The sequence below is a fragment of the Vibrio sp. 1069 genome (assembly GCF_033340555.1).
Map to the genome: position 1 here is coordinate 56,654 of NZ_JAWOWP010000002.1, position 25,172 is coordinate 81,825.

At 42.3% G+C, this 25,172-nt stretch carries 22 protein-coding genes and 1 pseudogene; 19 read left to right on the plus strand and 4 right to left on the minus strand.

Features of this window, described 5'->3' with window-relative positions:
• Nucleotides 1–10: 10 nt before the first annotated feature.
• From tssK to R7040_RS03405, 7 genes and pseudogenes are all read left to right on the plus strand, one after another.
• Complete coding sequence (tssK, locus tag R7040_RS03375; protein ID WP_005373357.1) at nucleotides 11–1,336, plus strand: type VI secretion system baseplate subunit TssK; 1,326 nt, start codon at nucleotides 11–13, stop codon at nucleotides 1,334–1,336.
• Entirely contained in the window at nucleotides 1,333–2,124 is a 792-nt protein-coding gene (gene icmH / locus R7040_RS03380) for a type IVB secretion system protein IcmH/DotU (protein WP_005373354.1), read from the plus strand. Before tssK ends, icmH begins: the two co-directional genes overlap by 4 nt.
• A 147-nt stretch (nucleotides 2,125–2,271) precedes the next feature.
• A pseudogene (locus R7040_RS30570) lies at nucleotides 2,272–2,848 on the plus strand (DUF4150 domain-containing protein); the annotation flags it as partial.
• An 893-nt stretch (nucleotides 2,849–3,741) separates the two neighbouring features.
• A complete protein-coding gene (locus R7040_RS03390; RefSeq protein ID WP_005373349.1) occupies nucleotides 3,742–5,898 on the plus strand; it encodes a hypothetical protein in 2,157 nt (718 codons plus the stop codon).
• On the plus strand, nucleotides 5,891–6,649 hold the full coding sequence (locus tag R7040_RS03395; RefSeq protein WP_005373345.1) for a hypothetical protein: 759 nt from the start codon (nucleotides 5,891–5,893) through the stop codon (nucleotides 6,647–6,649). The genes R7040_RS03390 and R7040_RS03395 overlap by 8 nt, the downstream gene beginning before the upstream one ends.
• Nucleotides 6,650–6,680: 31 nt before the next feature.
• Entirely contained in the window at nucleotides 6,681–7,184 is a 504-nt protein-coding gene (locus tag R7040_RS03400) for a hypothetical protein (RefSeq protein ID WP_005373343.1), read from the plus strand.
• Nucleotides 7,185–7,387: 203 nt separating this feature from the next.
• A complete protein-coding gene (locus R7040_RS03405) occupies nucleotides 7,388–7,798 on the plus strand; it encodes a hypothetical protein (protein WP_005373341.1) in 411 nt (136 codons plus the stop codon).
• A 114-nt stretch (nucleotides 7,799–7,912) separates the two neighbouring features.
• Here R7040_RS03405 and R7040_RS03410 read toward each other — a convergent pair whose 3' ends face one another.
• Complete coding sequence (locus tag R7040_RS03410; protein WP_005373339.1) at nucleotides 7,913–9,049, minus strand: multidrug effflux MFS transporter; 1,137 nt, start codon at nucleotides 9,047–9,049, stop codon at nucleotides 7,913–7,915.
• A 99-nt stretch (nucleotides 9,050–9,148) separates the two neighbouring features.
• Between R7040_RS03410 and R7040_RS03415 the strand changes: the two genes are divergently transcribed.
• Nucleotides 9,149–9,922: an AraC family transcriptional regulator gene (locus R7040_RS03415; protein ID WP_132937156.1), complete on the plus strand. Its 774-nt coding sequence runs from the start codon at nucleotides 9,149–9,151 to the stop codon at nucleotides 9,920–9,922.
• 90 nt (nucleotides 9,923–10,012) lie between these two features.
• On the opposite strand, the gene R7040_RS03420 is transcribed toward R7040_RS03415, so the two are convergent.
• Nucleotides 10,013–10,921, minus strand: a complete 909-nt coding sequence (locus R7040_RS03420; protein WP_158155879.1) for a LysR family transcriptional regulator — start codon at nucleotides 10,919–10,921, stop codon at nucleotides 10,013–10,015.
• A 135-nt stretch (nucleotides 10,922–11,056) separates the two neighbouring features.
• On the opposite strand from R7040_RS03420, the gene R7040_RS03425 reads away from it, so the two are divergent.
• The 9 genes from R7040_RS03425 to mnhG all read left to right on the plus strand — a co-directional run bounded on the left by R7040_RS03425 (nucleotide 11,057) and on the right by mnhG (nucleotide 19,123).
• Nucleotides 11,057–11,776: an SDR family oxidoreductase gene (locus R7040_RS03425; protein ID WP_005373333.1), complete on the plus strand. Its 720-nt coding sequence runs from the start codon at nucleotides 11,057–11,059 to the stop codon at nucleotides 11,774–11,776.
• A gap of 393 nt (nucleotides 11,777–12,169) precedes the next feature.
• Nucleotides 12,170–13,105, plus strand: coding sequence for a universal stress protein (locus tag R7040_RS03430; RefSeq protein WP_005373330.1), 936 nt, complete (start codon nucleotides 12,170–12,172; stop codon nucleotides 13,103–13,105).
• A gap of 109 nt (nucleotides 13,106–13,214) precedes the next feature.
• Nucleotides 13,215–13,406: a hypothetical protein gene (locus R7040_RS03435; protein ID WP_082245536.1), complete on the plus strand. Its 192-nt coding sequence runs from the start codon at nucleotides 13,215–13,217 to the stop codon at nucleotides 13,404–13,406.
• A 164-nt stretch (nucleotides 13,407–13,570) separates the two neighbouring features.
• The gene (gene mbhE, locus R7040_RS03440; RefSeq protein WP_318081060.1) at nucleotides 13,571–16,240 is read left to right on the plus strand and encodes a hydrogen gas-evolving membrane-bound hydrogenase subunit E; all 2,670 of its coding nucleotides are present in this window, start codon (nucleotides 13,571–13,573) and stop codon (nucleotides 16,238–16,240) included.
• Nucleotides 16,240–16,593, plus strand: coding sequence for a Na+/H+ antiporter subunit C (locus tag R7040_RS03445; RefSeq protein WP_213968864.1), 354 nt, complete (start codon nucleotides 16,240–16,242; stop codon nucleotides 16,591–16,593). Before mbhE ends, R7040_RS03445 begins: the two co-directional genes overlap by 1 nt.
• Nucleotides 16,590–18,086, plus strand: coding sequence for a Na+/H+ antiporter subunit D (locus tag R7040_RS03450; protein WP_005373322.1), 1,497 nt, complete (start codon nucleotides 16,590–16,592; stop codon nucleotides 18,084–18,086). Before R7040_RS03445 ends, R7040_RS03450 begins: the two co-directional genes overlap by 4 nt.
• A complete protein-coding gene (locus R7040_RS03455; RefSeq protein ID WP_104976188.1) occupies nucleotides 18,083–18,559 on the plus strand; it encodes a Na+/H+ antiporter subunit E in 477 nt (158 codons plus the stop codon). Before R7040_RS03450 ends, R7040_RS03455 begins: the two co-directional genes overlap by 4 nt.
• The gene (locus R7040_RS03460) at nucleotides 18,552–18,830 is read left to right on the plus strand and encodes a cation:proton antiporter (protein WP_005373317.1); all 279 of its coding nucleotides are present in this window, start codon (nucleotides 18,552–18,554) and stop codon (nucleotides 18,828–18,830) included. Before R7040_RS03455 ends, R7040_RS03460 begins: the two co-directional genes overlap by 8 nt.
• On the plus strand, nucleotides 18,830–19,123 hold the full coding sequence (gene mnhG, locus R7040_RS03465) for a monovalent cation/H(+) antiporter subunit G (RefSeq protein ID WP_005373314.1): 294 nt from the start codon (nucleotides 18,830–18,832) through the stop codon (nucleotides 19,121–19,123). Before R7040_RS03460 ends, mnhG begins: the two co-directional genes overlap by 1 nt.
• A 19-nt stretch (nucleotides 19,124–19,142) precedes the next feature.
• Here mnhG and R7040_RS03470 read toward each other — a convergent pair whose 3' ends face one another.
• A complete protein-coding gene (locus R7040_RS03470; RefSeq protein ID WP_005373312.1) occupies nucleotides 19,143–19,850 on the minus strand; it encodes a GntR family transcriptional regulator in 708 nt (235 codons plus the stop codon).
• Nucleotides 19,851–20,029: 179 nt separating this feature from the next.
• On the opposite strand from R7040_RS03470, the gene R7040_RS03475 reads away from it, so the two are divergent.
• Together R7040_RS03475 and R7040_RS03480 are read left to right on the plus strand one after the other, a co-directional pair.
• Nucleotides 20,030–21,358, plus strand: a complete 1,329-nt coding sequence (locus R7040_RS03475; RefSeq protein WP_005373308.1) for a 6-phospho-alpha-glucosidase — start codon at nucleotides 20,030–20,032, stop codon at nucleotides 21,356–21,358.
• Between the two features lie 55 nt (nucleotides 21,359–21,413).
• Nucleotides 21,414–22,964: an alpha-glucoside-specific PTS transporter subunit IIBC gene (locus R7040_RS03480; protein ID WP_213911889.1), complete on the plus strand. Its 1,551-nt coding sequence runs from the start codon at nucleotides 21,414–21,416 to the stop codon at nucleotides 22,962–22,964.
• A 177-nt stretch (nucleotides 22,965–23,141) separates the two neighbouring features.
• Here the strand turns inward: R7040_RS03480 and R7040_RS03485 are convergent, their stop codons facing one another.
• Nucleotides 23,142–25,172, minus strand: coding sequence for an acetoacetate--CoA ligase (locus R7040_RS03485; RefSeq protein ID WP_213911890.1), 2,031 nt, complete (start codon nucleotides 25,170–25,172; stop codon nucleotides 23,142–23,144).

Consider the following 25,172-nt stretch of genomic DNA (forward strand, 5'->3'; position numbering starts at 1 on the left):
GGATAGAAACATGTCTTTATACAATCCAGTTGTTTGGCAAGATGGAATGTTCATGAAGCCGCAGCATTTTCAACAACTCGATCGTTCGCAAAGTAAACTATCGAGCCTACTGAGTGCCAATGCATCGCCTTTGCATTGGGGAATTAAACGTTTAGAAATCAACTCTCAGTTACTAGCACTGGGTAAAATCGGTATTACTCGTGCTGAAGGTATTTTACAAGACCGGACACCATTTGAGCTTCCGTTGCTTGCTGAGCTGCCTGAAGTGAAAGATGTAGATCCTTCGATTGCCGATAAAGTCGTTTATTTGTGCTGTCCGTTACCATCGGAACGTTCTGAGTTATTTGGTACCAAAAAAGACGGTGCGCGCTATACGATGGAATCTCAAGAAGCGGTTGACGCTTGTTATGATTCGGAAGACATGGCAAATATCGTCGTCGGTAAGCTTAACTTTTGCTTAATGTACGATCATGAAGATAAGAGTGCTTACACGTCTATTCCGATCTTAAAGATCTCAGAAGTGAAGCCTGATGGCAGCGTGATCTTAGATGATAGTTTCATTCCTACCTGTATCGATATTCATGCGTCGACAGTACTGAGTAAATTTGCGACCGAGTTTGCTTCTATGTTGAAGCATCGCGCGGAATCGATAGTCCAGCGATTAGGGGTGGTGGATCAACAAGGTGTATCATCGGTTTCTGACTTTATGCTATTGCAAGCGCTCAACCGATACGAACCCTTGTTTTGGCATTTCGCCAGCACAGAAGCTGTGCATCCTGAGTCTTTGTATCGAATTCTTCTTCAGGCAGAGGGTGAGCTTTCGACGCTGTGCTCAACGACACGCCGACCTATTGAGTTTACGAAGTACAATCATGGTGATCTTACTAGCTGTCTTTCTCGCGTCCTAGACAGTGCGAAAATGACATTGAGCGTGATGTCTGAGCAAAGAGCAATTCCACTGACCTTAAAAGATCAGAACTATGGCATCAGAACGGCAGCAATCCCTGACAATAAGATCATTGATACGACAACCTTTATCCTCGCAGTTAAAGCCGACGTGACCTTGGATGTTCTGCATACCCAGTTTGTCAGCCAAACGAAGATCGGTTCTATCGATAACATACGTGACTTGATTAACCTTCAACTGCCTGGGATTGAGATCAAACCAATGCCAGTTGTGCCACGCGCGCTGCCGTATCACGCTGGCTACACCTATTTCGAGCTCGATAAAACGGGCGAAGAGTGGATGGCATTGAAGAACACTGCTGCGATTGCGATTCACGTTGCGGGCGATTTCGCTAACTTATCATTGCAACTTTGGGCCGTTCGTCTATGAGTTACGCAGAAACCGACGTCACCGTAGTCTTATTCCAACCAGAGCCTGGCAAACCAATGGAGGTAATGCCAGCGCCTGACTTGTCGAGAAACATCGCAGTACAAGATCTATCTATCGACAACATGGGTATTAACCCGCTAGTGGACCAGTTCTCATGGTTGATCGCCAGTCTGTCTTGTATGTCTTCGATCCCTTGGCTTGATGACCCGATGCCATTTCGTGAACAAGTGGCACGTGAGATTCGAAAAGGTGAACGAAAACTTAATGAAATGGAGCTCGATCGTGCTTCGGTTCTTGTTATTCGTTACTGCTTGTGTGCGGCGATTGATGAATCTGTTTGTCGACAAGAGTGGGGGGCAAATAGTCACTGGAGCCAGAACAGCTTACTGTCTGAATTCCACAACGAAACATCTGGTGGTGACAAGTTTTTCGTTATTCTCGACCGCTTAAAAGCCGACCCTCGCAAATACCGTCACGTTATAGAGTTTCTCTATTTATTGCTTCAACTTGGTTTCCAAGGCAAGTACGGCCGTGAAGAGCGTGGCAACGAAAAGTTAGCGGAAATTGGCAGCACCATTTATCGATTAGTGCGAGATGACCGCCTAGCAGAACAAGAAAAAGTTTCTTTAATCAACCTTAAAGCTAAATATCTAAAGAAGCCGTTAAAAAGGGTAATTTCACCCAAGCTGATCTTAAGTCTTAGTGCGATGACGTTTGCGCTTATGTATGCGGCAACCTACATCGTCATAGACTTAAAATTTCAGCAACTGCTTGAAATGTATAGATAACCAGAGATCTAAAATGAGATCTTCTGCCAGTGTTAGGGCTTATTGTGAATATCACTGGTCTTTTAGTGAAATTCACTAGTCATTTAGAGAGGTTGCAGTTTGCGATCTCTTTTATCATTCAATCAATAAAATTCAAATGGATTGGTTATGGGCGTAACAGTTGGTGCGAATGGACTTTCGATAGTTCATAAAGGCTCAGGTGGTGAAGCGAATGCAACGCTCCCAGATGTTTGTTTAACTAAGGTCGGCAAGCCAGTCGTCCCTATCCCTTATGGCAACAATGCTAAATCAGCAGACCTTGCTGGTGGGACTACGACAGTCTCTATGGATGGCGGTAACAGTGTCGCTATCAAGGGCAGTACGTTCTCAAAAAGTACCGGCGATGCGGGCGGTGACAGAAAAGGCGTTTCCTCTGGCACGATAGAAGCTGAAGCAAAATTCATTTCAGCCTCACCAACGGTTAAATTTGAAGGTAAGGGCGTATGTCGCCTGTCCGATCAAATGACCATGAACAAAGCCAACACTGTGTGTCTTGGCGGCGCACAAAACCCATCGGTTTCTGTGAGTGAAGAGCAGGAAGGGACGTATACGCTGGATATAGAATGCAAATATCCAAATGGGCTCCCTTACTCTAATGCACAATTTTCTTTAGTCGAACCTTCAGGTGCTGTCATTGGGAGTGGAGTGCTGGATTCTAGCGGAAAAGCATCTGTTAATGGTCTCGCTCTAAAAGAATGCAGGTTAGTGCTCAGCGAAACTCAAGACTCTTACACCCCGAACCAATCTTTAGCTGAAAATATTGTTACGGAAACTTACCCTGATCCGAATGATTTTTGTACGTTTGTAGCAGGTCGCCGCTCGCCATTTTGGGAAGATCGTGTTGGGGTTGCTAATGACTGGGGCATATTGATGTCCCCATCCTTCAGTGATGATGACTTTAAAGATATTGTGTTAGAGCAAAGCCGTATATCGTCTCCTTATGCGATTAGTCAAAATCACTCTAAAGATTTTTCTGATGCTTATGTTTCGGCACTTTATCACATCCAAACTGATACTACTGCGCTAGAGAAATATGAACCTTTAGTTGAACTGCTCTTGGAGCAAGTGCACGAAAATGGCGATATATTGAGAGTCTTATATCAAGCTGATGTGTTTGATCCTCCCTATGAATTATTAGCGAAGCTTCGCTTTTTAGGGACTGGGAATACTGTGAAGTATTTGCAGTTTGTTTTATGGACGTTGATAAACAATCAAATCTGTTCATACATCGATGAGCTAAACAGTGAAATCATCGGTCGTTTAGATTTCATACAAAGCCAAGCTTCTGCAAGATCGTTGAGTTCTGTTGAAGAGGGTATAAACGGTTATAAAAAAGCACTTAACCACTTCAAACAAGCACTTCCTGACGTCATTAGCCAAATTTTCGAAACCAAAAATGACACCCTAATTTCTATATCGGCAATGGCCCTTGGGAGTACCGTTAACATAGCGAGCCAATCTAGCTTTGCTACTAATTTAGGTAGGGTTAATGCGGTGGTGTACACGAAGTCAAACAACTTGAACCGCCCATCATTTGTCACTTTTGACGATAACTTTTCTGACTAGGACATTTAAATCATGGATGCAGTTTTTCCGATAGCGCAACGAGAAGGTGACGCTTACTACACGCTCAGTGATTTTACGAAATTGTTTGATCAAGCTAAGAGCGGTCGTTATTTAATAGGACAAGGGTACGGTTGGCATAGTGGCATTCACTTAACATCAAAAATGTTACCGTGGGGGAAAGGGCTCAGACCTATTCAAGCGATGCTTGATGGAAAAATAGTGGCATTTCGCATAAATCCTGATTACCTAACATCAACGTACCAAGAGCAAGAGTTTAAGTATAGTAATAACTTTGTGCTTATCGAGCATGAGGCTGTAAACCCCGAAGATAATGAAGATGTATTTAAGTTCTATACACTTTATATGCACCTTGCGCCACCTTCAGATATTGGCGCCAATTCATCTATAACCACGCGTTACCGTTTACAAGAAGCGAGAAATGTACGCACTTTCAAACATAGTGATGTGCCTACTAATTCTGGTGAAAAAAAACAGTCGATGTCTAAAGGAACATTACTTGAATACCTGTATGCAGAAGAGAAGGAGACCCATCCATACCAGATCGACAAAAATACCTACAAAATGATAAAGTGCCGTGTGGTAGAGAATGGTAAATCGGCAAGTGGTAGCGAAAAAGCACTGTTAAACAAGATTGTTTGGTTTGCTTCGGGTCTCAATAGTGACTTTGACATTTTAGAAGATTCCTCTGCTGTCCTATCAGAACCAGTTTCAGAACCTAAATGGATGTCGGACAAGGCGGCAATGATTAGGGACGGTAGTGTGGTTTCTTTACTCCCACTCCTATTTAGAGAGGGGATAAAGGTTTCAGCTGGGGAAGATATCGGTTACATGGGACTGCATGAGTACAGTAACGATGCAATTGGAACTAAGAAAGAAGATAATCGTGTGCATATCGAGATGTTCTCTTTTGAGGAGCCGCCCGAATTTTTCAAAAAACAGATTTCTCCCAAAAATGCGGAAGAAAATCCACTTGTTGTTCTCGATGGGGCCGATAGTAGCGGTGCCGTTGATATGAGTAATTCGTTTATTCAGCAATTACTTGAATCTGTGACAGAAGATCAAGTAACGGACTTCTCCTCGTTCACTGCTCGCGATGCCAAAGTATACTTAGACGGTAAGCGTAAACACTTTGAGCGATTTATTGTGAAACATCCTACAGATTGGCATACAGAGTCGTCACAAAGTCTTTATGAATCAATCCATCAGACCGCAAAGGAAGCTCTAGATATTAAGTGCTCCGCTGGTTTTGTGACTATAGAGGACTACCGTAACTCCCCATGGCGCGATCAAGTGATGGATAGCTTTGATCTTTTCTCGCAATTCGAACTGGAAAGAGCAGATAAGTTTTCATGGATGCAAGATTTACATGGTGATTTGCAACTAAGCGATGATAAGAGCCTTTGGCATTATTGGCCTTTTGTAGGAAATCACACCCAAAGTAAATGTTTCTGTAATCGTGATATTTCCAAGAGTTTTTTACTTGAAGTCTTAGGTGGAAAAGAAACTATTTTTGAGAACTCTCATTATGACAGTATGAGAAATGTTTCTTTAGATGAGTTATTAAATAGCTTGAATGACATGTTTAGGACGTATGAAATCGATGATTGTTTGAATAAAATCCACTTTCTGTCTCAAGCATTTCAAGAAAGTGATTTTTTCAAAACGACGGAAGAGTACTATTATAACGGGAAATATCCAGAGAAATGGAATAAGTACAGAGGTGGTGCATTCTATCATGGACGTGGTTTATTACAGATAACACATATAGAAAACTATGCTAAATACTTTGGTGTGAATACTAAAGATCTTACAAAAGAAATGATAGAAAGCGTTGCTAAAGATTTACACACGGCAGTAGATTCTTCAGGGTGGTTTTGGGTAAAAGGTAGTGCTTGGGGAGATATTCGTCCATTCGCTACCAAGAATGATCTATTTCGTGTAACGATCTCAGTAAATGGTGGTTACAATCATTTGTTAGAGAGAAAAAATAACTTATTAAAACTTTCAAAGTTGATTAATTGTAATTCAATATCCGATAACTATGACTTTAGTAAGTTTTATCTTAAGGATAGTTCAATGATCAATAAAAATTACTATAAAAGAAGTAAGAGTGTACATCACAAGCTGGAGTTAATGATAAATGAATAAAATGATTACATTTAGTTTAATCTTTTTATCAACATATTCTTTTGCGGAAAGCAGTATTACGCAAGAGCAAAAATTCACAGAGGCTGAGGGGCCTTTTTGTCAATATTCTCTAAAAGCAAATGGAACTTCATATGATTTTAGCTTTTTTGACTCATGTGGCACAAGCGATTTAATTAAATTGAATGAAGAGCTTTATTTGGTTGACTTGACTAATGGTAATATAAATAGCGAAGCATACTTTATTTTTGACACAGAAAAAAAAGAAGTTCCAAAAGAGATTGGTAGTTTGAACCTTAGTTATGACATTTACGATTATGGTTTTGATATTATCGATCATACATTATTGGACAGAGATAATGGTAAAATAATAAAAAACGCTAATAATAATTATACTGGCGTGTTGTCTTACATTTTCCAGAGAGATAATTTTAATATGAATATACCTAAAGATAGGATTTTGTATTGGAATAGAAATGGAGAAGAGAATTATTGTTCTTCTACAATAGTTTTTTCTGCTAATTATGACGAACATAGGCGAGATGTTTGCTGGAATAGTTTTTCATCAAGATATGAATATGTTGAGATTATTGAAGGTAGAGTAAGTTTAAGGATAAAGGGAGAGTTTGATGGAAGGCAGTTTAAGTTTGATAATAATGGTGAAGAACTGACGATTAATCCATATAATGGAAAGTATAGTACTAACAAAACCAACGAAAAATTCCCTGATGAAGACTATTTTAATATAAAGTGAATATATTGTTTTTATTTTTAATGTAGTTGAAATGCTTAAATTTAATGAAATTTATAAATCAATTGTGATGGTCGGATTTTCATTTATTGTGTCGTTTTCAAATTTTGTAAGTGCAAGCTGCAACCAAAATTCTGTCATATTTACGTGTGATTTAGAAAATAAAGGTGGCAGTTTGAAAGCTTGCTTTAATCAAGCTGAGAATTCGATGTACTTCGTTGTTGACGAAAATGGGTTGAAAACAGTTTATGCCCCACGAAAGGGGAAGAGTTTAGATAACTATAAATGGATAGATATTTCTCTTGAAGAACCTGAATTCATTCCTTTGAAATTTGAAGTAAATGAAAACAAGAATGCGTACTTTTCATTGACTAGAGGTGGTGGACGGTTGAGTGTCGTTGCTAGCTTCGTTGACATGATTGAAGATGAAAATGCTGTTGAGTACTACTGTGAATTGGGAACTGAAACAGCTCTGGATCCCAACGTTAGATTAAAAATAAAACACGTAAAGCCTAATGAGTTTGAAGCTTGGGGTTAAATAGCAATAGATTCCGGTGAGAGCCTAAATAAAATTCATTGTAATAAAAAGTTAGCTTTTCTAGAAAATCTACTCGAGACGTTTGGATAAGAAATGTTCAGATAAAAAGCGCCGAAAGGCGCTTTTTATTTTCTTTAAAATAAAGTATGGTCTCCCTCCTTTTAAAATGGTAAGTGTTGAATAATTCAACAGTGGTTAGGTAAATGAATAAAATAACTAAACTCGCTTTGGCTTTGTCCGTATTGACATCTGTTGTTGGGTGTCAACTGGTCTCAAATACGCCGATGCAATCGACAGCAACGAAGGAAATAATTGAAAAAGCAAAGACAGAGTTTGATGGACAACGTTTTTATAAGTTGAATGAATATGATGAAGAAATCAACGTTTCAGATGACGGGGTCATTACCTTCAAGTCTTACTTACCACGCAGCGGCGGCTATGAATGGGTACCAATTGTTATACGCGATACTAGTTTTCGTGTTTCTTGCGATTATTTCAGTGAATATGTTGAAGCTGGAATGGTTGTTCAGGTTCAGTTTGTAGGTAAACGCGGGCGCATTGAAAATTACGACAAGCAACGTTGTGAAGAGTTTGGCGAGCCAACATGGCAATAAGATCTATGGATAATTAAAGCGCCGACAGGCGCTTTTTATTTACGTTTTAGTTAACCGTTAGAAAAGATGTAGACCAATCTTCGGAAGATTAGGCAAGCAATGCGTAGTATCTGGTCACAAGTTGGTATGAACTTGCCTTTTAGAAAACGCTAATAAAATCGCTAAACAGCTACATGCTAATAGAACGACACCTAAGTTTTGTGCTGTTCCAGCCATCGCTAATCCCGTCCCGATCATGATGTAGTACATGAGCCCAAATAAAGCGCCTGCGCTACCTACCTGTTGTTTATAATCAACGAGTGCGTCACTGAGTATATTGGGTATCGCAATCCCATAAGACATGACGACTAACACCATTGGAGCAACAAACCAGATTGATTGGCTCAGAATCAACACACCGACTGATCCCAAACTAAGCAATACTGCTGAGAGCCAAAGTAGTTGGCTTTTTCGAACATTTTTAGACACTAGGGATTTGTTTAAACAACTCCCAAGCAGAGTGCCTAACCCCAGTACCATGCCACTGTATCCAAATTGTTCGGAGTTATACCCAAGTACCGAGAAAGTAAATGCGCCAAGCTGGTAATAAGAAAATAGAGCAATGTTATACAAAGCAACCAGTAATCCTGAGCGCCAAATTCGCGCGTCTCTTACCATTTTCCAGCTAAGTTGATGCAACCGTACTGGTGTCTGTTCCTTCTGTGTTTCAGGAAGCTTAATAACGTTATAAGCGAGCAATACTAACGCGATTAAAAACAAGGCAAAAAACACATAACGGTATCCACCAAGCGCTGTAAGCTGCCCGCCTAATAGCATGCCAACTACCGGGCTGATTGATATACCCATCCCCATTAAGCTAAAGACTTTACTCAGTTCTTGACCGTCAAACGCGTCACGAAGCATGGTCTGTGTGACAACGGATCCTACCGCGATACCAAATGCGCTTAGGGCTCGCGCGGTCATGACAACAGCAAAGCTTTCGGTTTGAGTTGCGAGTAAAGATGCGCAACCATAGATAAAGAGCCCAATAAGCATGGTGGGCCTTCTTCCCAGTTTATCTGCGAGAACTCCCCAAACTACAACGCCAATGGCAAAAGCTAGGAAGTAAATCGACAATGTTTGGGCTGCTTGTGCGTGGTTTACATCAAATGAAAGAGCGATTGAGCTCAGCGCTGGGCTATAAATAGTTTCTACAATTTGCGGAAACATCAACATAACCAGCATGAGCCATAAAGAGGGCTTAGTATTCATATTGTTACCCATCGTTAATGAAGTTGGCGGGCAGTATAAATGAGGCTATGATTGATCTAATAACAACATAAAAACCAAATACATCAACATTCGGACAAAATGGCGCTTATTAACGAAAAAACACAATTTGATGCAGACAAAATTTCTACTTGTGTAGTGGGAATTGCTGCGGATATTGGCAAGCACGACTCAGGTATGCATATGCACAAGAAAGGGCAGTTATTGTACGCACCTCAAGGTTGTATGAGTTTTGCTCTGGAAGACTCGATTTGTATTTTGCCACCGACAAAGGCGGTTTGGATCCCACCTAATACGCCGCATCGCGCACTAATGACGAATGTGGTGGCGTACCGATCTTTGTATTTTGATTGTGAGGAGTTTGCCTGTCCGAGTAAGATCACGATGATAGAAGTGAATAATTTACTCCAAGCTCTTATTGATAAAATGTCATTTTGGGAGTGGGATAAGCCTAGCAGCGAGATGGTAAATACGACGGCGCTTTTTTGGGAGGAGTTTTATGCTGCGAAACGTTATTCGTTTCAGTTGCCTTTGCCATCGCATCGGCGCTTAACAACGTTTCGTCGAGAGTTGGTTGAACCTTCATTTCTAGCTCCTTCGCTTACTGCTCTTGCAAGCAAAGTTGGGGCAAGCACCAAGACGGTAACACGATTATTTAAGTCGGAAACGGGAATGAATTATCAAGATTGGCGGCAACAGTGGAGGCTTTTAAAGGCAGTTGAATTGTTATCAACGGGCATGCCAGTCAGCGCAGCTGCCGATTGGCTGGAGTTTTCGTCAGACAGTGCTTTTATTGCATTTTTCAAAAAGCAAACTGGACAAACACCTCTGACGTTTATGAAAACCAAGCCTTAAGCGTCAAAATGCTCACACTCTTTCTAGAACAAACCCCAGGTTCGCAGGCTCAGCCTATAAAACATACATAGACAGGTACCAACATGCAGGTTACTTGTCTTTACTCTGCAGTTTGCGAAAGTATTGCGTGGTAAAATCAACAAAGGCTCGGATGCGTTTTGGTTGATGTCGGTCGTGATGATAAAGGAGTGAAAATTCCACACTCGGAATGCTCCAGTCGGTAAACACTTCTTTTAGCTTGCCTGTCTGGAGTTCTTGTTGGCAATAAAGTGTTGGCACACGGATGATGCCATTTCCCGCCAAGGCTGCTTTTATCATTACTCTGCCACTCTTACATCGTAACTGTCCACGTATCTGGTGTTCCGTTGACTGCTTTGTATTCGTGTTCTCAAATGCCCACCGTGTCACACTACCTGTCAAACAAACGTGTTTTTCTAAGTCCTTTGGATGTGAAGGATAGCCATATGTTTCTAAATAGTTTGGGCTTGCGTATGTCCCCATTTCCACATCGATCAGTTTGCGAGCGATAAAGTTGGAGTCGTCTAACTTTCCCATTCGAAAAGCGATATCGAATTCATCCGCGATTAAATCGACACGATGGCTACTAAAATCTAAGTTAATGCTCACTTGTGGGTGTTGGATTAGAAACTGAGCAACGATATCTGCGACAACGTCTTCTCCTAAATAGCCCCCCACACAGTTGATACGAATGTCACCTCTTAAGTCTTCTACATCATCAACCACTGCCATAACAGCTTGATCAATATTGTGAAGGGCAGTTTCACACTGTTTATACAGAGCCTTGCCTGCTTCGGTGAGGTTCAGTGTTCGAGTGGTCCTTTGTAGCAAAGTGACACCAATCTGTTGCTCCAGATTTGTTATTTGACGTGAAACGTGTGAGCGAGAAACGCCAAGTTGCTCTGCTGCTTTCGTGAAGTTTCCTAGTTGAGCGATTAGGACGAAGGAGCGAATATCCGCAAGGTTGATGTGTGTTTGCATGATGACTTCTTCATAATTCAAAAAAGTATTGTTGCAGTATAACAACAGTGTTTCAACTAGGTCGGTATATATCAACAAACAAAGTTTTCTTAAACTTATCGCCATTGAGGTAAACCGTTCTATTAAGGATTCAAAATGAAAAAGTTAATTGTTATTACAGGCGCTAGTTCAGGCATTGGTGAAGCGATTGCACGTCATTTCAGCGAACAGGGCCATGCTCTTCTTTTGTTAGCAAGACGTGTAGAACGTTTAGAAGCATTAAACTTACCAAATACGCTTTGTGAAAAGGTAGATGTGACCGATAAAGCTTCTTTTGAAGCGGCAATTGAGAAAGCAGAAGCGTTGTATGGTCCGGTAGATGCACTTGTAAATAACGCAGGCGTTATGCTTCTAGGTCAGATAGATACTCAGGAAGCATCGGAGTGGAAGCGCATGTTTGATGTGAACGTAATTGGTTTGCTCAATGGCATGCAGTCCGTCCTAGCACCTATGAAAGCACGTAACAGTGGTACGATCATTAACATCAGCTCTATCGCGGGCAAGAAAACATTCCCTGATCATGCTGCTTATTGCGGTACCAAATTTGCGGTTCATGCTATTTCTGAAAACGTACGTGAAGAAGTTGCGTCATCGAATGTTCGCGTTACGACGATTGCACCTGGTGCAGTGGAAACGGAATTACTTTCACATACAACGTCTCAAGATATTAAAGATGGTTATGACGCCTGGAAGGTGGATATGGGCGGTGTGTTGGCCGCAGATGACATCGCACGCGCAGTGCTGTTTGCTTATCAGCAACCGCAAGGTGTATGTGTTCGTGAAATTGCTTTGGCACCGACAAAACAACAACCTTAACATTGAGTTACGGCGATTTTAGGTCACTAAAGCCGTAAAACTTTGCATATCGATTCGTGATTGAGATGGCATCTTTAAACTAAGTTGCGTGAAAATTTAGGTCATCCATTTAAATCCGGACACTAAGTGTGTTATTGCTTATACCCAAGTTACTCAAGGTGAGAAAAAACTTTGAGTAATTTGGGTTTTTATTTGGTCTCAACTTTAGGTAGCGGAATTTATTTAGGTCGAAGGCGATAGTTGTGAAGAAAGGAGAGTGTGACGTAAAACAAAATGAAGCAATATCCGTCTCTTAATGAGAATTGATTTCATCAACGTCACAAGCCGTTACAATTATCCGTTAGGTATTATACTTTGTGGGTGGTTAACATTTAACCAAACAAGGAGGTGTGTATGAAACGATTCGCAAACATACTTTTTGCAACACAAGGATTGCCAGGCCATAGTGACGCCCTCGAACAAGCGATGAGGATTGCATCTAGCAACAAAGTGCCTGTCTCAGGGCTAATAGCGTGTCCTGATTTCCCAACAGACATGATCCAGTATCAGCAAAGTTATGAGCAATCGCTGCAAGACTCCCTCAAACAAAGTATTCACGAATACAGACAGAAGCTGGGACTCTCTGAAGAGGATCTCGCATTTCCTCTTACTGTGAAAAGCAGTGAAAAGCCCGCTGTCTGTATTATTCAAGAAGCATTAGCTGATAACAAAGATCTCATCATCAAAGAAGCTGAACCGCTCGGTGAAGGTGCTGAGGGTTTCAAAGCTATTGATATGACTCTGTTACGAAAATGCCCTTGTCCGCTTTGGTTGCACCGACCAATTGATAAGCCAAGAGATAAACGCCGTGTTGCTGTGGCTATCGACCCATTAACGGCAAGCGATGAACAGCACTCATTAGCCGTGCGTTTACTCGAATTATCGCGTTCGATAGCCGACACCTGCGATAGTCGTTTACACGTGATTTCTTGCTGGGAGTATTACTTAGAAAACTACCTTAATGGTAACGCTTGGATTCAAGTCGATGATGCTGAGTTGAAACATGAACTCGATAAGGCAAAAGCCGATCATAAACAAGCTCTGCAACAGCTGTTGGAGGAGTCTGGGATTACAGGTGAAATTGTGATTCACCACCTGCATGGAAAACCCGACGAAAAGATTCCAGATTACGTAGAAAGTATTGAGGTAGACGTGTTGGTCATGGGTACCTTAGCGAGGACTGGTATATCTGGTTATGTCATTGGTAATACGGCTGAAAATATTTTGCAATCGATTAACTGTAGTTTGGTCGCTCTTAAGCCCGATGGTTTTGTCTCACCGATTCAGTAATTGGGGTGTAACAAAGTTGGGTTTAAGTGATGTTTTAGGTAAAGGAGGGAGATGGATCTCTAGAACATGGAATTATCAATGTATCAATAAGTTATCAGAGGAGAGTGACATGAAAAACCTATGCCCGAAATGCCACACAGAAATGATAGAACGTTCGAATGTTTATGTTTGTCCGAGAAATGATATCGGTGACTGCACCTACGATGCATTCGAGTTAGCTGATGACGATAATCCATATACATTCAGCCAAGAATATGTAAGTAGTGACCTACGTTCTTATGCCGTAGCAGACAGCAAATAGCGGTTTGTATCGGCGTTCCTCTAAGTAGCACTCAGTGATTACTGTTTGCTACTTTTCCCTTGGTTTCATGATCGTTTTTGAAGCGCTTGGGCTAAAACAATACAGTGGAGTTTGTCATTTGCGCCGATTAGCGCATACCTTCTTATAATAACGAATGGGCTGCGATGTTGAATAACATAACGGGTAAAGAAAACCTGCCGAAAAACCTAGATAATCAGTTGGTCTTACTGATTTTCCCTGCGCTGCCAGTTTTAATCTTCTCTTTTCTCTTCTATATCTATACTCCTGCAGGCGTGAGCTGGAATGCGGAATGGATACCAAGCCTCGATATCAACCTTAGCTTTAGATTAGATGGTCTTTCATTTCTTTTTGCGGGACTGATCAGTGGGATTGGCGCACTGATTCAAATCTACGCTTTGGCTTATTTACGAGAAAGTGATAGCCGGTTTTCCTTTCATTTGTATCTAACCCTATTCATGCTTGCCATGCTAGGGATTGTGATGAGCGATAACATTCTGTTGTTATTTGTTTTCTGGGAACTCACCACCATCACTTCTTACTTACTGATCGGGTTTAATCACGAAAATAAAACGTCTCGGAAAAACGCCTTGCAGTCGCTGATTGTTACCGGTGCTGGTGGACTAGCGTTGCTAGCGGGTCTTATCTTGCTGGGAGCAATGGCAGGGAGTTATGAGCTAAATACCATTATCGAGCAGGCAGGAACTATTGCGCAGCATGAATGGTTTATCCCATCTCTAGTGCTCATACTACTCGGTGCATTTACTAAATCTGCGCAATTCCCGTTTCATTTTTGGCTACCTAACGCGATGGCAGCTCCCACTCCGGTCAGTGCGTATTTACACTCGGCAACAATGGTAAAGGCAGGCATTTACCTATTAGCACGTTTATCGCCAGTTTATGCCCACAGCGAGATCTGGTTTTATGCTTTAGTCATCACTGGGAGTATCACGGCCATTTGGTGCACATTTGTCGCATTAAAACAAGCTGACTTGAAGCTGATGCTAGCCTACAGCACGAATGTTGCTTTGGGTAAATTAACATTATTACTAGGTATGGGCACAGATTTGGCCGTTAGTGCGGTATTGATGTTTATTCTCGCTCACTCTTTCTATAAAGCTGCGCTGTTTATGGTGGTGGGTAATATCGACAAAGCGACAGGAACACGAGATATTGATCAATTGTACGGTCTGAAGTCAGCTCTCGTCATCAGCATGGTTGCGGGGAGTTTGGCTGCATTGTCTAAAGCGGGGTTCCCGCCGTTGTTAGGCTTTTTGAGCAAAGAATACATGTATAAGTCCGCAGTAGAGCTCAATAATTGGATCGCCTTTGTACTATTAATCGTGAATATACTGATGGTCGCGCTAACCATTATGCTTATTGCGAGACCATTCTTTGCTCGCCGTGATCTCGTGCCGATTGAAACTAAGCCAGTTGAGACAAAAAAAGCCATGTGGATCTCGCCTTTGCTCCTGGCACTTGGCAGTCTCCTGGTCCCGTTATTCGGTTTAAATTGGTTAGATCGCAATATTATTTTTCCGGGCTCTGCTGACATTCTGCCCACAGCAGCTCTTAAAGAGACATCACTATGGCATGGCGTGAATGTACCGTTAGTGTTAAGCGTTATTACGTTAGCGTTGGGGTATGTGGTGTACCGTGTTTATCCAGCTGTGTCTGCATTTTTTCAGCGGTTCCATCTATTCGTCCCCAAAGCGGAGAATATTTTTGAACGACTATTAGATGGCATGATGACAGTGGCGAAGTGGCAAACGGCGCGGTTACAGCAAAAGAAATTGAGTCGCTATGTCCTATTATTTTTCACGGTACTTGCCGTTGCGTTACTGAGTCAGGTAGCGCTTATTCCTCTGCCTTTGGTTGGCGAACTTTCAAGTGTCACTTTCTATGAGATTGGTATTGCCTTATTGTTGATTGGTGCTGCGCTCGTATGTACGTTGTCCCACGCAAGACTTCTTGCGATTTCTGCGCTTGGTATGATTGGCTTCATGACCACGCTTGTTTTTATGATTTATAGCGCCCCGGACGTTGCGAAGACTTTACTGTTAGTGGAAACATTAATGGTGGTCTTTCTTGCATTGTTAATGCGTCATATGCCACGTCTAACCACCGTGCCCAAGCATTCAATAAGACGTAAAGTAGCGAATATTTGCATAGCAGGTGTGATAGGTGTTTCGGTTACTTTACTTTTGTTAGGAATCACGTCTCAGCCGATGGACTCTTCGGTGTCAGATTTCTTTGCAGAAAACAGTGTCCCGGGTGGACATGGGCGAAACATTGTTAACGTTATTCTGGTCGACTTTCGCGCATTTGATACATTGGGAGAAGTTGTCGTCGTTGTTATTGCTGGGATTGCGGCAGTGAGTTTGCTTAAGACAAGAGCGAAAAAACAAAATCGTATCCAATCATTAATTTTTGCAACCACGGCACACATCGTTTCGGCACTCATGCTCGTATTTTCAGTGTATCTGTTGTTACGTGGTCATAACGAACCGGGTGGTGGCTTTATTGGTGCGTTGATTGCCGTTATTGGTTTATCACTTCTCATGTTCGCGGAATCACCGAAATACGTTCGTTCTAGGTTGTATTTCAAACCGTTTCTCATTGCGTTATCTGGCATCGCATTGAGCTTAGTTTCTGGTGCTTTGAGCTTTGCGTTTGATAAACCGTTTTTGACCGGACTGTGGTGGAAAGACGTGATACCACTAGGGACGCCATTGGTTTTTGATGTTGGTGTTTACCTTGCCGTTATAGGTGGCGTGATGGGTATGCTGCTTCGTATTAATGAGGAGCTAGAGTGATGGAAGTAGTTTGGAGTGTTGTCGTTGGAGTATTTGTCGCAGCAGGTGTTTATTTAATGCTTGAAAAGCATATCTTGCGCCTTTTGTTCGGCATCATGTTACTCAGTAGTGCGGTTAACCTTGCTATTTTTACCGCTGGAAGGCTGACGCCCGGAGAGCCGCCATTGATTGGCGATAATGCTCTTTTACCACTAGATAGCGCGGCAAATCCTTTACCTCAAGCGCTTATCTTAACTGCGATAGTCATCGGTTTTGGACTACTTATTTTTGCTTTAATGCTGTTCTATCGAGCTTATAAAGACACTGGAACTGCAAACGTCGATGAAATGCAACGTTCTGAGGAGGGTCAATGAGTTCGATTTTGCTTACGTTACCGGTTGTTCTCTCGCTGAGTACGGCGTTGACTATCTTCTTCGTCCGTCGCTCAACAAAAAGTGTTGAGTGGTTGAGCGGTGTAAGTGCGATTTCGAACCTTTTCGTTGCGGGCTTTCTCACAGAAAACATCATAAGTAATGGTATTCAAGCCGTTGCTTTTGGTCAGTGGAGTGCGCCATTTGGTATCGTGTTTGTCGCAGATTACCTCAGCGTTGCTATGGTGATGATAACGGCGGTGATTGGTGCGATATGTGTTTTCTACGCGATGGCGGACCTTCACCGAAAGCCCTCCTATAGCAATTACCATGCGTTAATGCACATGTTGCTTGCTGGCGTTTATGGCGCTTTCCTGACTGGAGATATTTTTAATCTGTACGTTTGGTTTGAGGTCATGCTCATTTCATCATTTGGTTTAATGGTGTTAGATGCAACGAAAACTCAAGTTGATGGTGCAGTAAAGTACGTGATGTTGAACCTGATTTCGACGCTGGTATTTTTGCTTGCTATCGGCTTGTTGTATGGCGCAACGGGCACCTTGAACCTGGCCGATCTCTACACCAAAGTAGGGGAAAATGAATTGAGCATCAACATGATGCTGTCCGCGCTGTTTTTGTTTGCCTTCTCTATTAAAGCGGCACTCTTTCCTTTATTTGCTTGGTTGCCCGCTTCTTATCACACGTTGCCAAGTGGTGTGGTGGCACTGTTTGCCGCGTTGCTTACTAAAGTCGGTGTATACGCGTTGATAAGAGTCTTCACCTTAGTATTTCCGCTCGCCGAGAGTGGCTGGCAACCGACGTTAATTTGGGTCGCAGGGCTAACCATGTTAACGGGCGTTTTAGGAGCGGCTAGCCAATTCGACATTAAGAAAATTCTTTCTTTTCATATTATTAGCCAAATAGGCTATATGATCATGGGGTTGGCTATTTACACTCCCTTAGCTTTAGCCGGTGCCATTTTCTACATTGTTCATCACATCATTGTAAAAGCGAATTTGTTCTTAATAGGTGGATTCATCGAGCGCAAATATGGCTCTAGTCAACTTGAACATTTGGGTGGGGTATACAAAGCTATGCCTTGGTTGGCGTTCTTGTTTCTTGTCCCTGCGTTTTCTCTGGCCGGTTTTCCACCGCTATCGGGTTTCTGGGGAAAGCTATTGGTCATCAAGTCGAGCATACAGGCTGAGTATTACTGGTTAGCAGGTACCGCGTTATTGGTGGGGTTGCTTACTGTCTACTCGATGACGAAAATTTGGAGTGAGGCATTTTGGAAAAAGCCATTTAGAGAGAAGCCAGAACAGACTCTGCAGGCCAAAGTACATTGGTTGTACTGCGTTCCAATTATTGTATTGACAACGTTGACGCTAATCATTGGCTTAGTGGCGGAGCCTTTTTATCAATTTTCCGTTCAAGCTGCAGAACAACTGTTAAATCCGACTGAATACATCAGAGTGGTGTTAGGAGGAAATACATGATCTATCTATTCCTCAATTTTTTCTTAGCGTTAGCGTGGATGATGCTTAATGGCAGCTATTCGAGTCTGAATTTTGTTGTCGGATTTACGGTCGGTTTTTTTGCTTTAAGGTTGAGTCAACCATTTGGATTGAAAACGAGCTATTTTCAACGTTTTGCATCTGCATTGAAGTTATTGATGTACTTCGCTTATGAAATGGTTATATCGGTTGCGAAAGTGGTGTGGGACGTCGTGACACCTACTCATTTGAGTCAGCCTGATATCGTTTATGTCCCTCTGGAGGTCGATTCTGATCTAGAAATCACATTACTGGCGAACATGGTTTCTTTAACACCGGGCACGCTTAGTTTGGATGTTACGGCTGATAAAAAGTATCTTATCGTTCATGCCATGTTTGCACCTGAACATGAAGAGGTTATTCGCGGAATTAAAGATGGGTTAGAGCATCGAATTTTGGAGGTGACGCGTGGATAGTTGGCTGCAAATAACGGTCACTTTTGCCTATTCTGGGCTACTACTCAGCTTTGTTATGGCTTTTGCTCGTTTAATTCTAGGACCAACGCTAGCTGATCGAGTTGTGGCGTTAGATCTGATTTCATTTATCACTATCGGATTTATTACGGTTTATACCTTAGACAGCGGTGAGGACGCTCTGTTAGACATCGCCATTACATTAGGTTTGGTCGCATTTCTCGGCACGATCGCATTTGCACGTTTGATCGTTAAAAGAAAGGAGAAAGAATAATGGACGTGTTGATTGGACTATTTTTATGCTTAGGAACATTGTTGACCTTGGTTGCAAGTCTAGGTGTCCTGAGGCTTCCTGATTTGTATACCCGAATGCATGCAGCGACCAAAGCTGGAACTGTCGGAGTGAGCTGCTTGTTATTAGCGGTCGCTTTCTCACTCCCTGAAGTTACCGTGATCTCTCGGGTTATCGGTACGATGTTGTTTATCGTTCTCACTGCGCCAGTCGCCTCCCACCTGCTCGGCAGAGCAATGCGAGAGGTCGGATATAAGATTTGGCGCAATGATTAACCATTAGCGTCGAATAGTACTACGTCCTAGTTGAAATAAACTCGAAGCTGTATTGATGAAGTCGGAAGTAATTGACGGTATATTCAAATGCACGACCATCTTCTAGGTAACCAGTGGACTCAACTTTTAGAATAGGGGAAGCTTCTGATTCATTCAGGTATGAGGCCGTCTCTGCATCTAACAAATACGGTTTGACAGACTGACTGCTTTTTGCAATTTTCAATCCTTTGCTATTTTCAATGTACTCATATTTAGAACCATTCATTATGGCTATGCTCAAGTCTGGAAATAACACTGCTGGCATATGAGTGACTTCGTAAATTTCAGGCTCATCATTAATACATCTGAGTCTATGTATTTCATATGTATCATCATTGGGCGAGAGATTTAACTGCTTAGCAACCTGTTCATTCGGTTTTTTAAGTTCGAACTTTATGACTTGAGAGCTAGGCGTTTTCCCCTGTTTACTGACTTCCTCGATAAAACCCAGCAAATGTAAGGCATCATGTTGGGCTTTTAGATCGTTTACATAAGTTCCACTACCTCTTGTCCGACTAATTAAATTATTGTCGACCAGAATTTGTAAGCTTTTTCTGATGGTTACGCGGCTTACGGAAAACTCTTCTTGCAAATCACTCTCTTTTGGAAGCATCGATTTAGGTTGTAGTTCCCCATCTTTGATCTTTTTTTCTAATCGTTCCGCAATGTCTATGTATTTGGGTTTCATAATACCTCGCTAAGTCTTGGATCATGATAGCAAGAATGTGATCTGAGATGTAGTTAATACTTTTCCTTAGGATCTTTGTGTGATTTTTATCTCGTATCTTTGTGCTTACACTTTAAATGTATCATAAAAGTATTGATACTTATTTTATACATTTCAGGGTGAACATTTGAGGTAGCGAAATGAAACGTCAAAAATTAACGATTGTTGGTGCTGGCAGTACATACACACTTGGTATGATGAACAGCCTTATTGCCGAAAAAGATAACTTTCCACTCGCAAAAGTCGTGTTTTACGACATAGATGAGAAACGCCAAGAGTCGAATGCATTAGCTACTGAAATTCTATTGCGAGAACACTATCCAGAAGTTGAAGAGTTTGTTTATACAACGGATAAATCTGTCGCATTCGCAGATTCGGACTTTTTCTTTATACAGATCCGCACTGGTGGGTTGGCCATGCGCGAGCGCGATGAACAAATCCCGCTATCCAACTCTTGTGTTGGGCAAGAGACATGTGGCGCGGGAGGAATGGCATATGGACTTCGCTCTATCGGCGATATGATCCAGCTAGTGAACGAGATCCGACAAACGTGTCCAGATGCGTGGATTCTTAATTACACCAACCCAGCGGCAATTGTCGCTGAAGCTTTAAATCGTGAATTTCCGCATGATAAGCGAATTCTAAATATTTGTGATATGCCAGCAGCGATTATGGTCAGCTATGCGCAATTGTTAGGGTGTGAAATTTGGGACTTTGTTCCTGAATATTTTGGGCTTAATCACTATGGCTGGTTTACCAAAATTCGTAACAAACAGGGTGAAGACTTAACGGATAAAATTAAAAATATCATCCTAAAAGAAGGGATCAGTGCGGTTGATGCGGAAATAGCGGATGACCCATCGTGGCAAGCCACATTCAAAAACATGAGAACAATGCTTGCTGATAATCCAGAGTTTTTGCCGAATACGTATCTTCAATACTATTTGTACCCTGAAAAAATGGTGGCGAAAGAGGATATCAATAATACTCGCGCAAGGCAGGTAATTAACGGCCGTGAGAAACGAGTGTTCGAATTGAACGCAAGAATAATTGAAGCGGGCACCACGAAGCACGAAACACTGCATGCCGATATCCATGGTCGATACATGGTGAGAGTCGCGGCTTCGCTTGCCTACAACTTGAGCGATGTGTATCTCGTCATCGTACCGAATAATGGTGCTATTACAAATTTACAAAATGACGCCATGGTAGAAGTTCCAGCTGCGCTAACTAGTGATGGACCGAAAGCTTTTACTGTAGGAAAAATCCCAACCTTCCAAAAAGCCATGATTGAGAGCCAACTTGGTTACGAGAAATTAGTCGTGGATGCTTGGTACGAAGGAAGTCAGCAAAAGCTGATTAATGCACTCACACTTAACCGTACCGTGGTTAATGTGCCAAAAGCTAAAGAAATAACAAAACAATTACTAGAAGAAAATAAAGCCTACCTTCCTCAATTTTTTCAATAACAACTGGACGTTCGGGGCCTACTTGTAGGCTCCGTGAATGAAACAAGAGGTTTATATGAAAGACATTATTCAAAGGTTCGGGGCCGCGATGTTTGTTCCCGTTCTATTATTTCCAGCAGCGGGCATGTTATTGGGTTTCTCTGTTGTGCTGTTAAATCAAGAAGTGTTTCCTTGGGCACTAGAGGGGAGTGCTTGGGTTAAAGTCTCGACGATCATTTTACAGGCATCTCTCGCTGTATTTAAAAATATGGCACTTATTTTTGCCGTTGGGTTACCTATCGCTTTAGCTAAAAAAGCATCTGGTCGCGCTGTACTTGCAACACTCGTTTCCTACATTACGTTTAACTACGTTATTGGTGGAATCCTTCAATTTTGGGGACCAGAACTGGGCGTTAACTATACGGAAGGTGAGCGAGGTTTGACTGAAGTTGGTGGCATTCTAACGCTTGATACCAACTTGCTAGGTGCCATTTTAATTGCAAGTCTCTCTGTTTGGGTTCACAACCGATTCTTTGATAAAAAGCTACCGGATTGGGCGGCTGTATTTGGCGGAACGCCATTGGTTGTGATCATTAGCTTCCCAATTATGGTCGTGATGGCAATTCTAACTTGTTTGACTTGGCCAAGTATTCAGCATGGTATTAATAATCTGCAATCATTTTTGGTTTCTGCTGGATCGTTAGGGGTATGGCTATTTACGTTTTTAGAGCGAATCATGATACCAACGGGGTTACATCATTTCGTATATGGTCCCGTTTTTTATGGGCCAGTTGCAGTCGATGGCGGAACGGTTGCCTATTGGATTCAAAATATACAGACATTCGCCCAGAGCTCGGAAAGTTTAACGACACAATTTCCTCAGGGAGGTTTGATGTTGACGGGAATGGGTAAAGTGTTTGGTTGTACGGGTATCGCACTAGCACTCTATTCAGTTGCGAAAAAAGAAAATAAAAAGATGGTGATGGGGTTAGTGCTCGGAGCCGCAATCACAGCAATTCTTACAGGGATCACCGAACCAATAGAGTTTACATTCTTATTTATCGCACCTGCGCTGTTTGCTTTGCATGCGTTGTTATCTGCGACAATGGCAACGATCGCCTTTATGTTTGGTGTTTCCGGTAACTTTCAGACTGGCTTGATAGACTTCATTTTCCAAAACTGGTTGCCTTTGGCTGGTAACCATGCAGGAACATACGTGATTCAGATTATTATTGGTCTCATGTTTACTGGTGTTTACTTTGTTACGTTTCGCGCGCTTATTTTAAAATACAACATACTTACTCCGGGACGTGAAGGTGCAGATAGTAAGTTGTATTCCAAAGCTGACTACAAAGAAGCGAAAGCGGTCCATAACAGTAGCGCAAGTCCGTCACAAGCTAGTGCCTTTATTGAAGGTTTGGGTGGAAAAGAAAACATTGACTTGTTAACTAATTGCGCGACGCGTCTGCGTGTTAAAGTTAAAGATGTCTCTCTTGTAAAGGAGAACGCATTTTTCACACAGCACGGAGCGGTGAATATTGTTAGAAATAAAGAGAGCCTTCAAATCATCGTTGGTTTAACGGTGCCACAAGTTCGCGAAGATATGAGCCAACTGATAAAAGCTTAACCCCCAACTAATGCTCCAGCTCATATGGCTCAAAGGTGAGATATAATTATCTCACCTTTTTTGTGTACATGAAGCATATTTCGCGCAGTTTCCACGAAAGTGGGGAGGAGTTATCGAGCGAGCTAAAAATACAGTTAGGTTATACCCGTCTGTATTGTTGGAAGACTTGTTGAGTCTCTAATTGACAGTGGCGCCACTTTCTATGTTGAAAAGCGTTTTAATTTCTTCCAGCACTTCTGGGTTAGCAATAGCACCAATGTTTTTTACAGCTTGTCCGTTTACCAATTGTTTCACTGCTAGCTCAACCAATTTGCCTGAGCGCGTTTTAGGAATATCACTGATGGCAAAAATTTGTCGTGGGACATGGCGCGGTGAACATTTTGTTTTCAATGTTTGGCGAATTGAATCGGTGAGTTGTTGGGTTAACTCGACGTTGTGAGCGAGTTTTACTAGTAACCAGATTTCTTCAGACTGCTGGTTTAACTTGCCGACAGCGATGGAGTCTTCAACCTCGGGTAACGCGTTCACTTGCTGATAGATTTCAGCGGTACCGATGCGTACGCCGCCTGGATTTAAGGTTGCGTCACTACGGCCATAAAAAATGAAGCCGCCATGTTCGGTTTGCATCACATCGTCGCCATGGTGCCAGATATCGGTAAACTTGCTCCAATAAGCGTTGTGATAGCGTTCGCCGTTGTCGTGCCAGAAGCCAATAGGGAAGTTAGGTAGTGAGTTATTGCAAGTTAGTTCGCCGCGTTGCTGTGTAATGGTTTTTCCCTCGTCGTCCAAAACACGCACGTCGATTCCCAGCCCTGCGCCTTGGCATTCACCTTTGTAAACTGGTGAGATAGGGTTTCCCAGTACAAAGCATCCGCAAATATCCGTGCCGCCAGCGATAGAAGCGAGATGCAAGTCCTGCTTGATGTGCTGATAGACATAACTAAATTGTTCTGGGTAAAGCACCGAACCAGTTGAGCAAAGAGTTTTGAGTGACTTCAGGTTATGTTCTAGTTTTGGAGAGCAGTTTGCCTGTTCCAGTGCTTCTAAGTATTTCGCTGAAGTACCAAACAGCGACACGCTATGTTCTTCTGCTAATTGCCATAAGACGGAGTGATCAGGGTAAACCGGACTACCGTCGTAAATCACTAAGGCTGCACCACTCGCAAGAGCGGAAACATGCCAGTTCCACATCATCCAACCACATGTTGTGTAGTAGAAAACCTTGTCTTGCGATTTGATGTCGCAATGCAGTTGATGTTCTTTGAGGTGATTGAGCAAGGTACCGCCTGCGGAATGGACAATACACTTAGGTTGACCTGTTGTACCAGAAGAATACAAAATGAATAACGGGTCATTAAACAGCGTTGGTTGATATTGAATTGATTGTGGAGAAAAGTGGTGAGTAATATCGGACCAAGAAACAAACTCAGAAGTGCTAGCACTCTCAGCGTTTTGTAAATATTCGATTTGGCATACGCTAATAGTAGTCTCTTCGGAGGCACTGCTTAACTTACTACTAAGAGTGGTGTTCTTGTTCGTCATATCGAAAGCTTTGCCTCCGAACTGGTAGCCATCACAGCAAAAAAGAACTTTCGGTTTGACCTGACCAAAACGCTCTACGACGCTATCGATACCAAAATCAGGAGAGGTTGAAGTCCAAATGGCACCAAGACTGGTGGTGGCCAGCATGGCAATAACGGTTTCAGGAAGGTAGGGCAAATAACCCGCAACGACATCGCCTTTACCGACACCACAATTGAGTAGCCATTGTTGAATGGCAGAAACTTGTTCAAGCAACTGTTTACCGGTGAGTTGTCGGTGTTCACCGCTTTCATTGCTAAAAACAATAAACTCACGCTCTGGTGATTGTTCAGCCTGAGATAGGAGGTTCTCTGCGTAGTTCAGCGTGGCGTCAGCAAACCATACTGTGTCTCTATTTACATGATGATGATTAGAACCTGTTGGTGTCCATTTGGGACTGCCAAGGCTCTTGACTTGCGAACCTATATCTCCGATTACGTTGCAAAACTGCCAAGTATGTCGCCAAAATTCATCATTGTGCTCAATGGACCACTGGTGTAGAGACGTGTAATTGTTGATTACGGTACCTTCGGCTTTGTCTTTATTAACCTTTTCGATGAACCGTAATAAGTTGCTATTGCTGACGCGCTCAGCAGATGGTGACCAAATAGGTGCAGAATTTGGCAT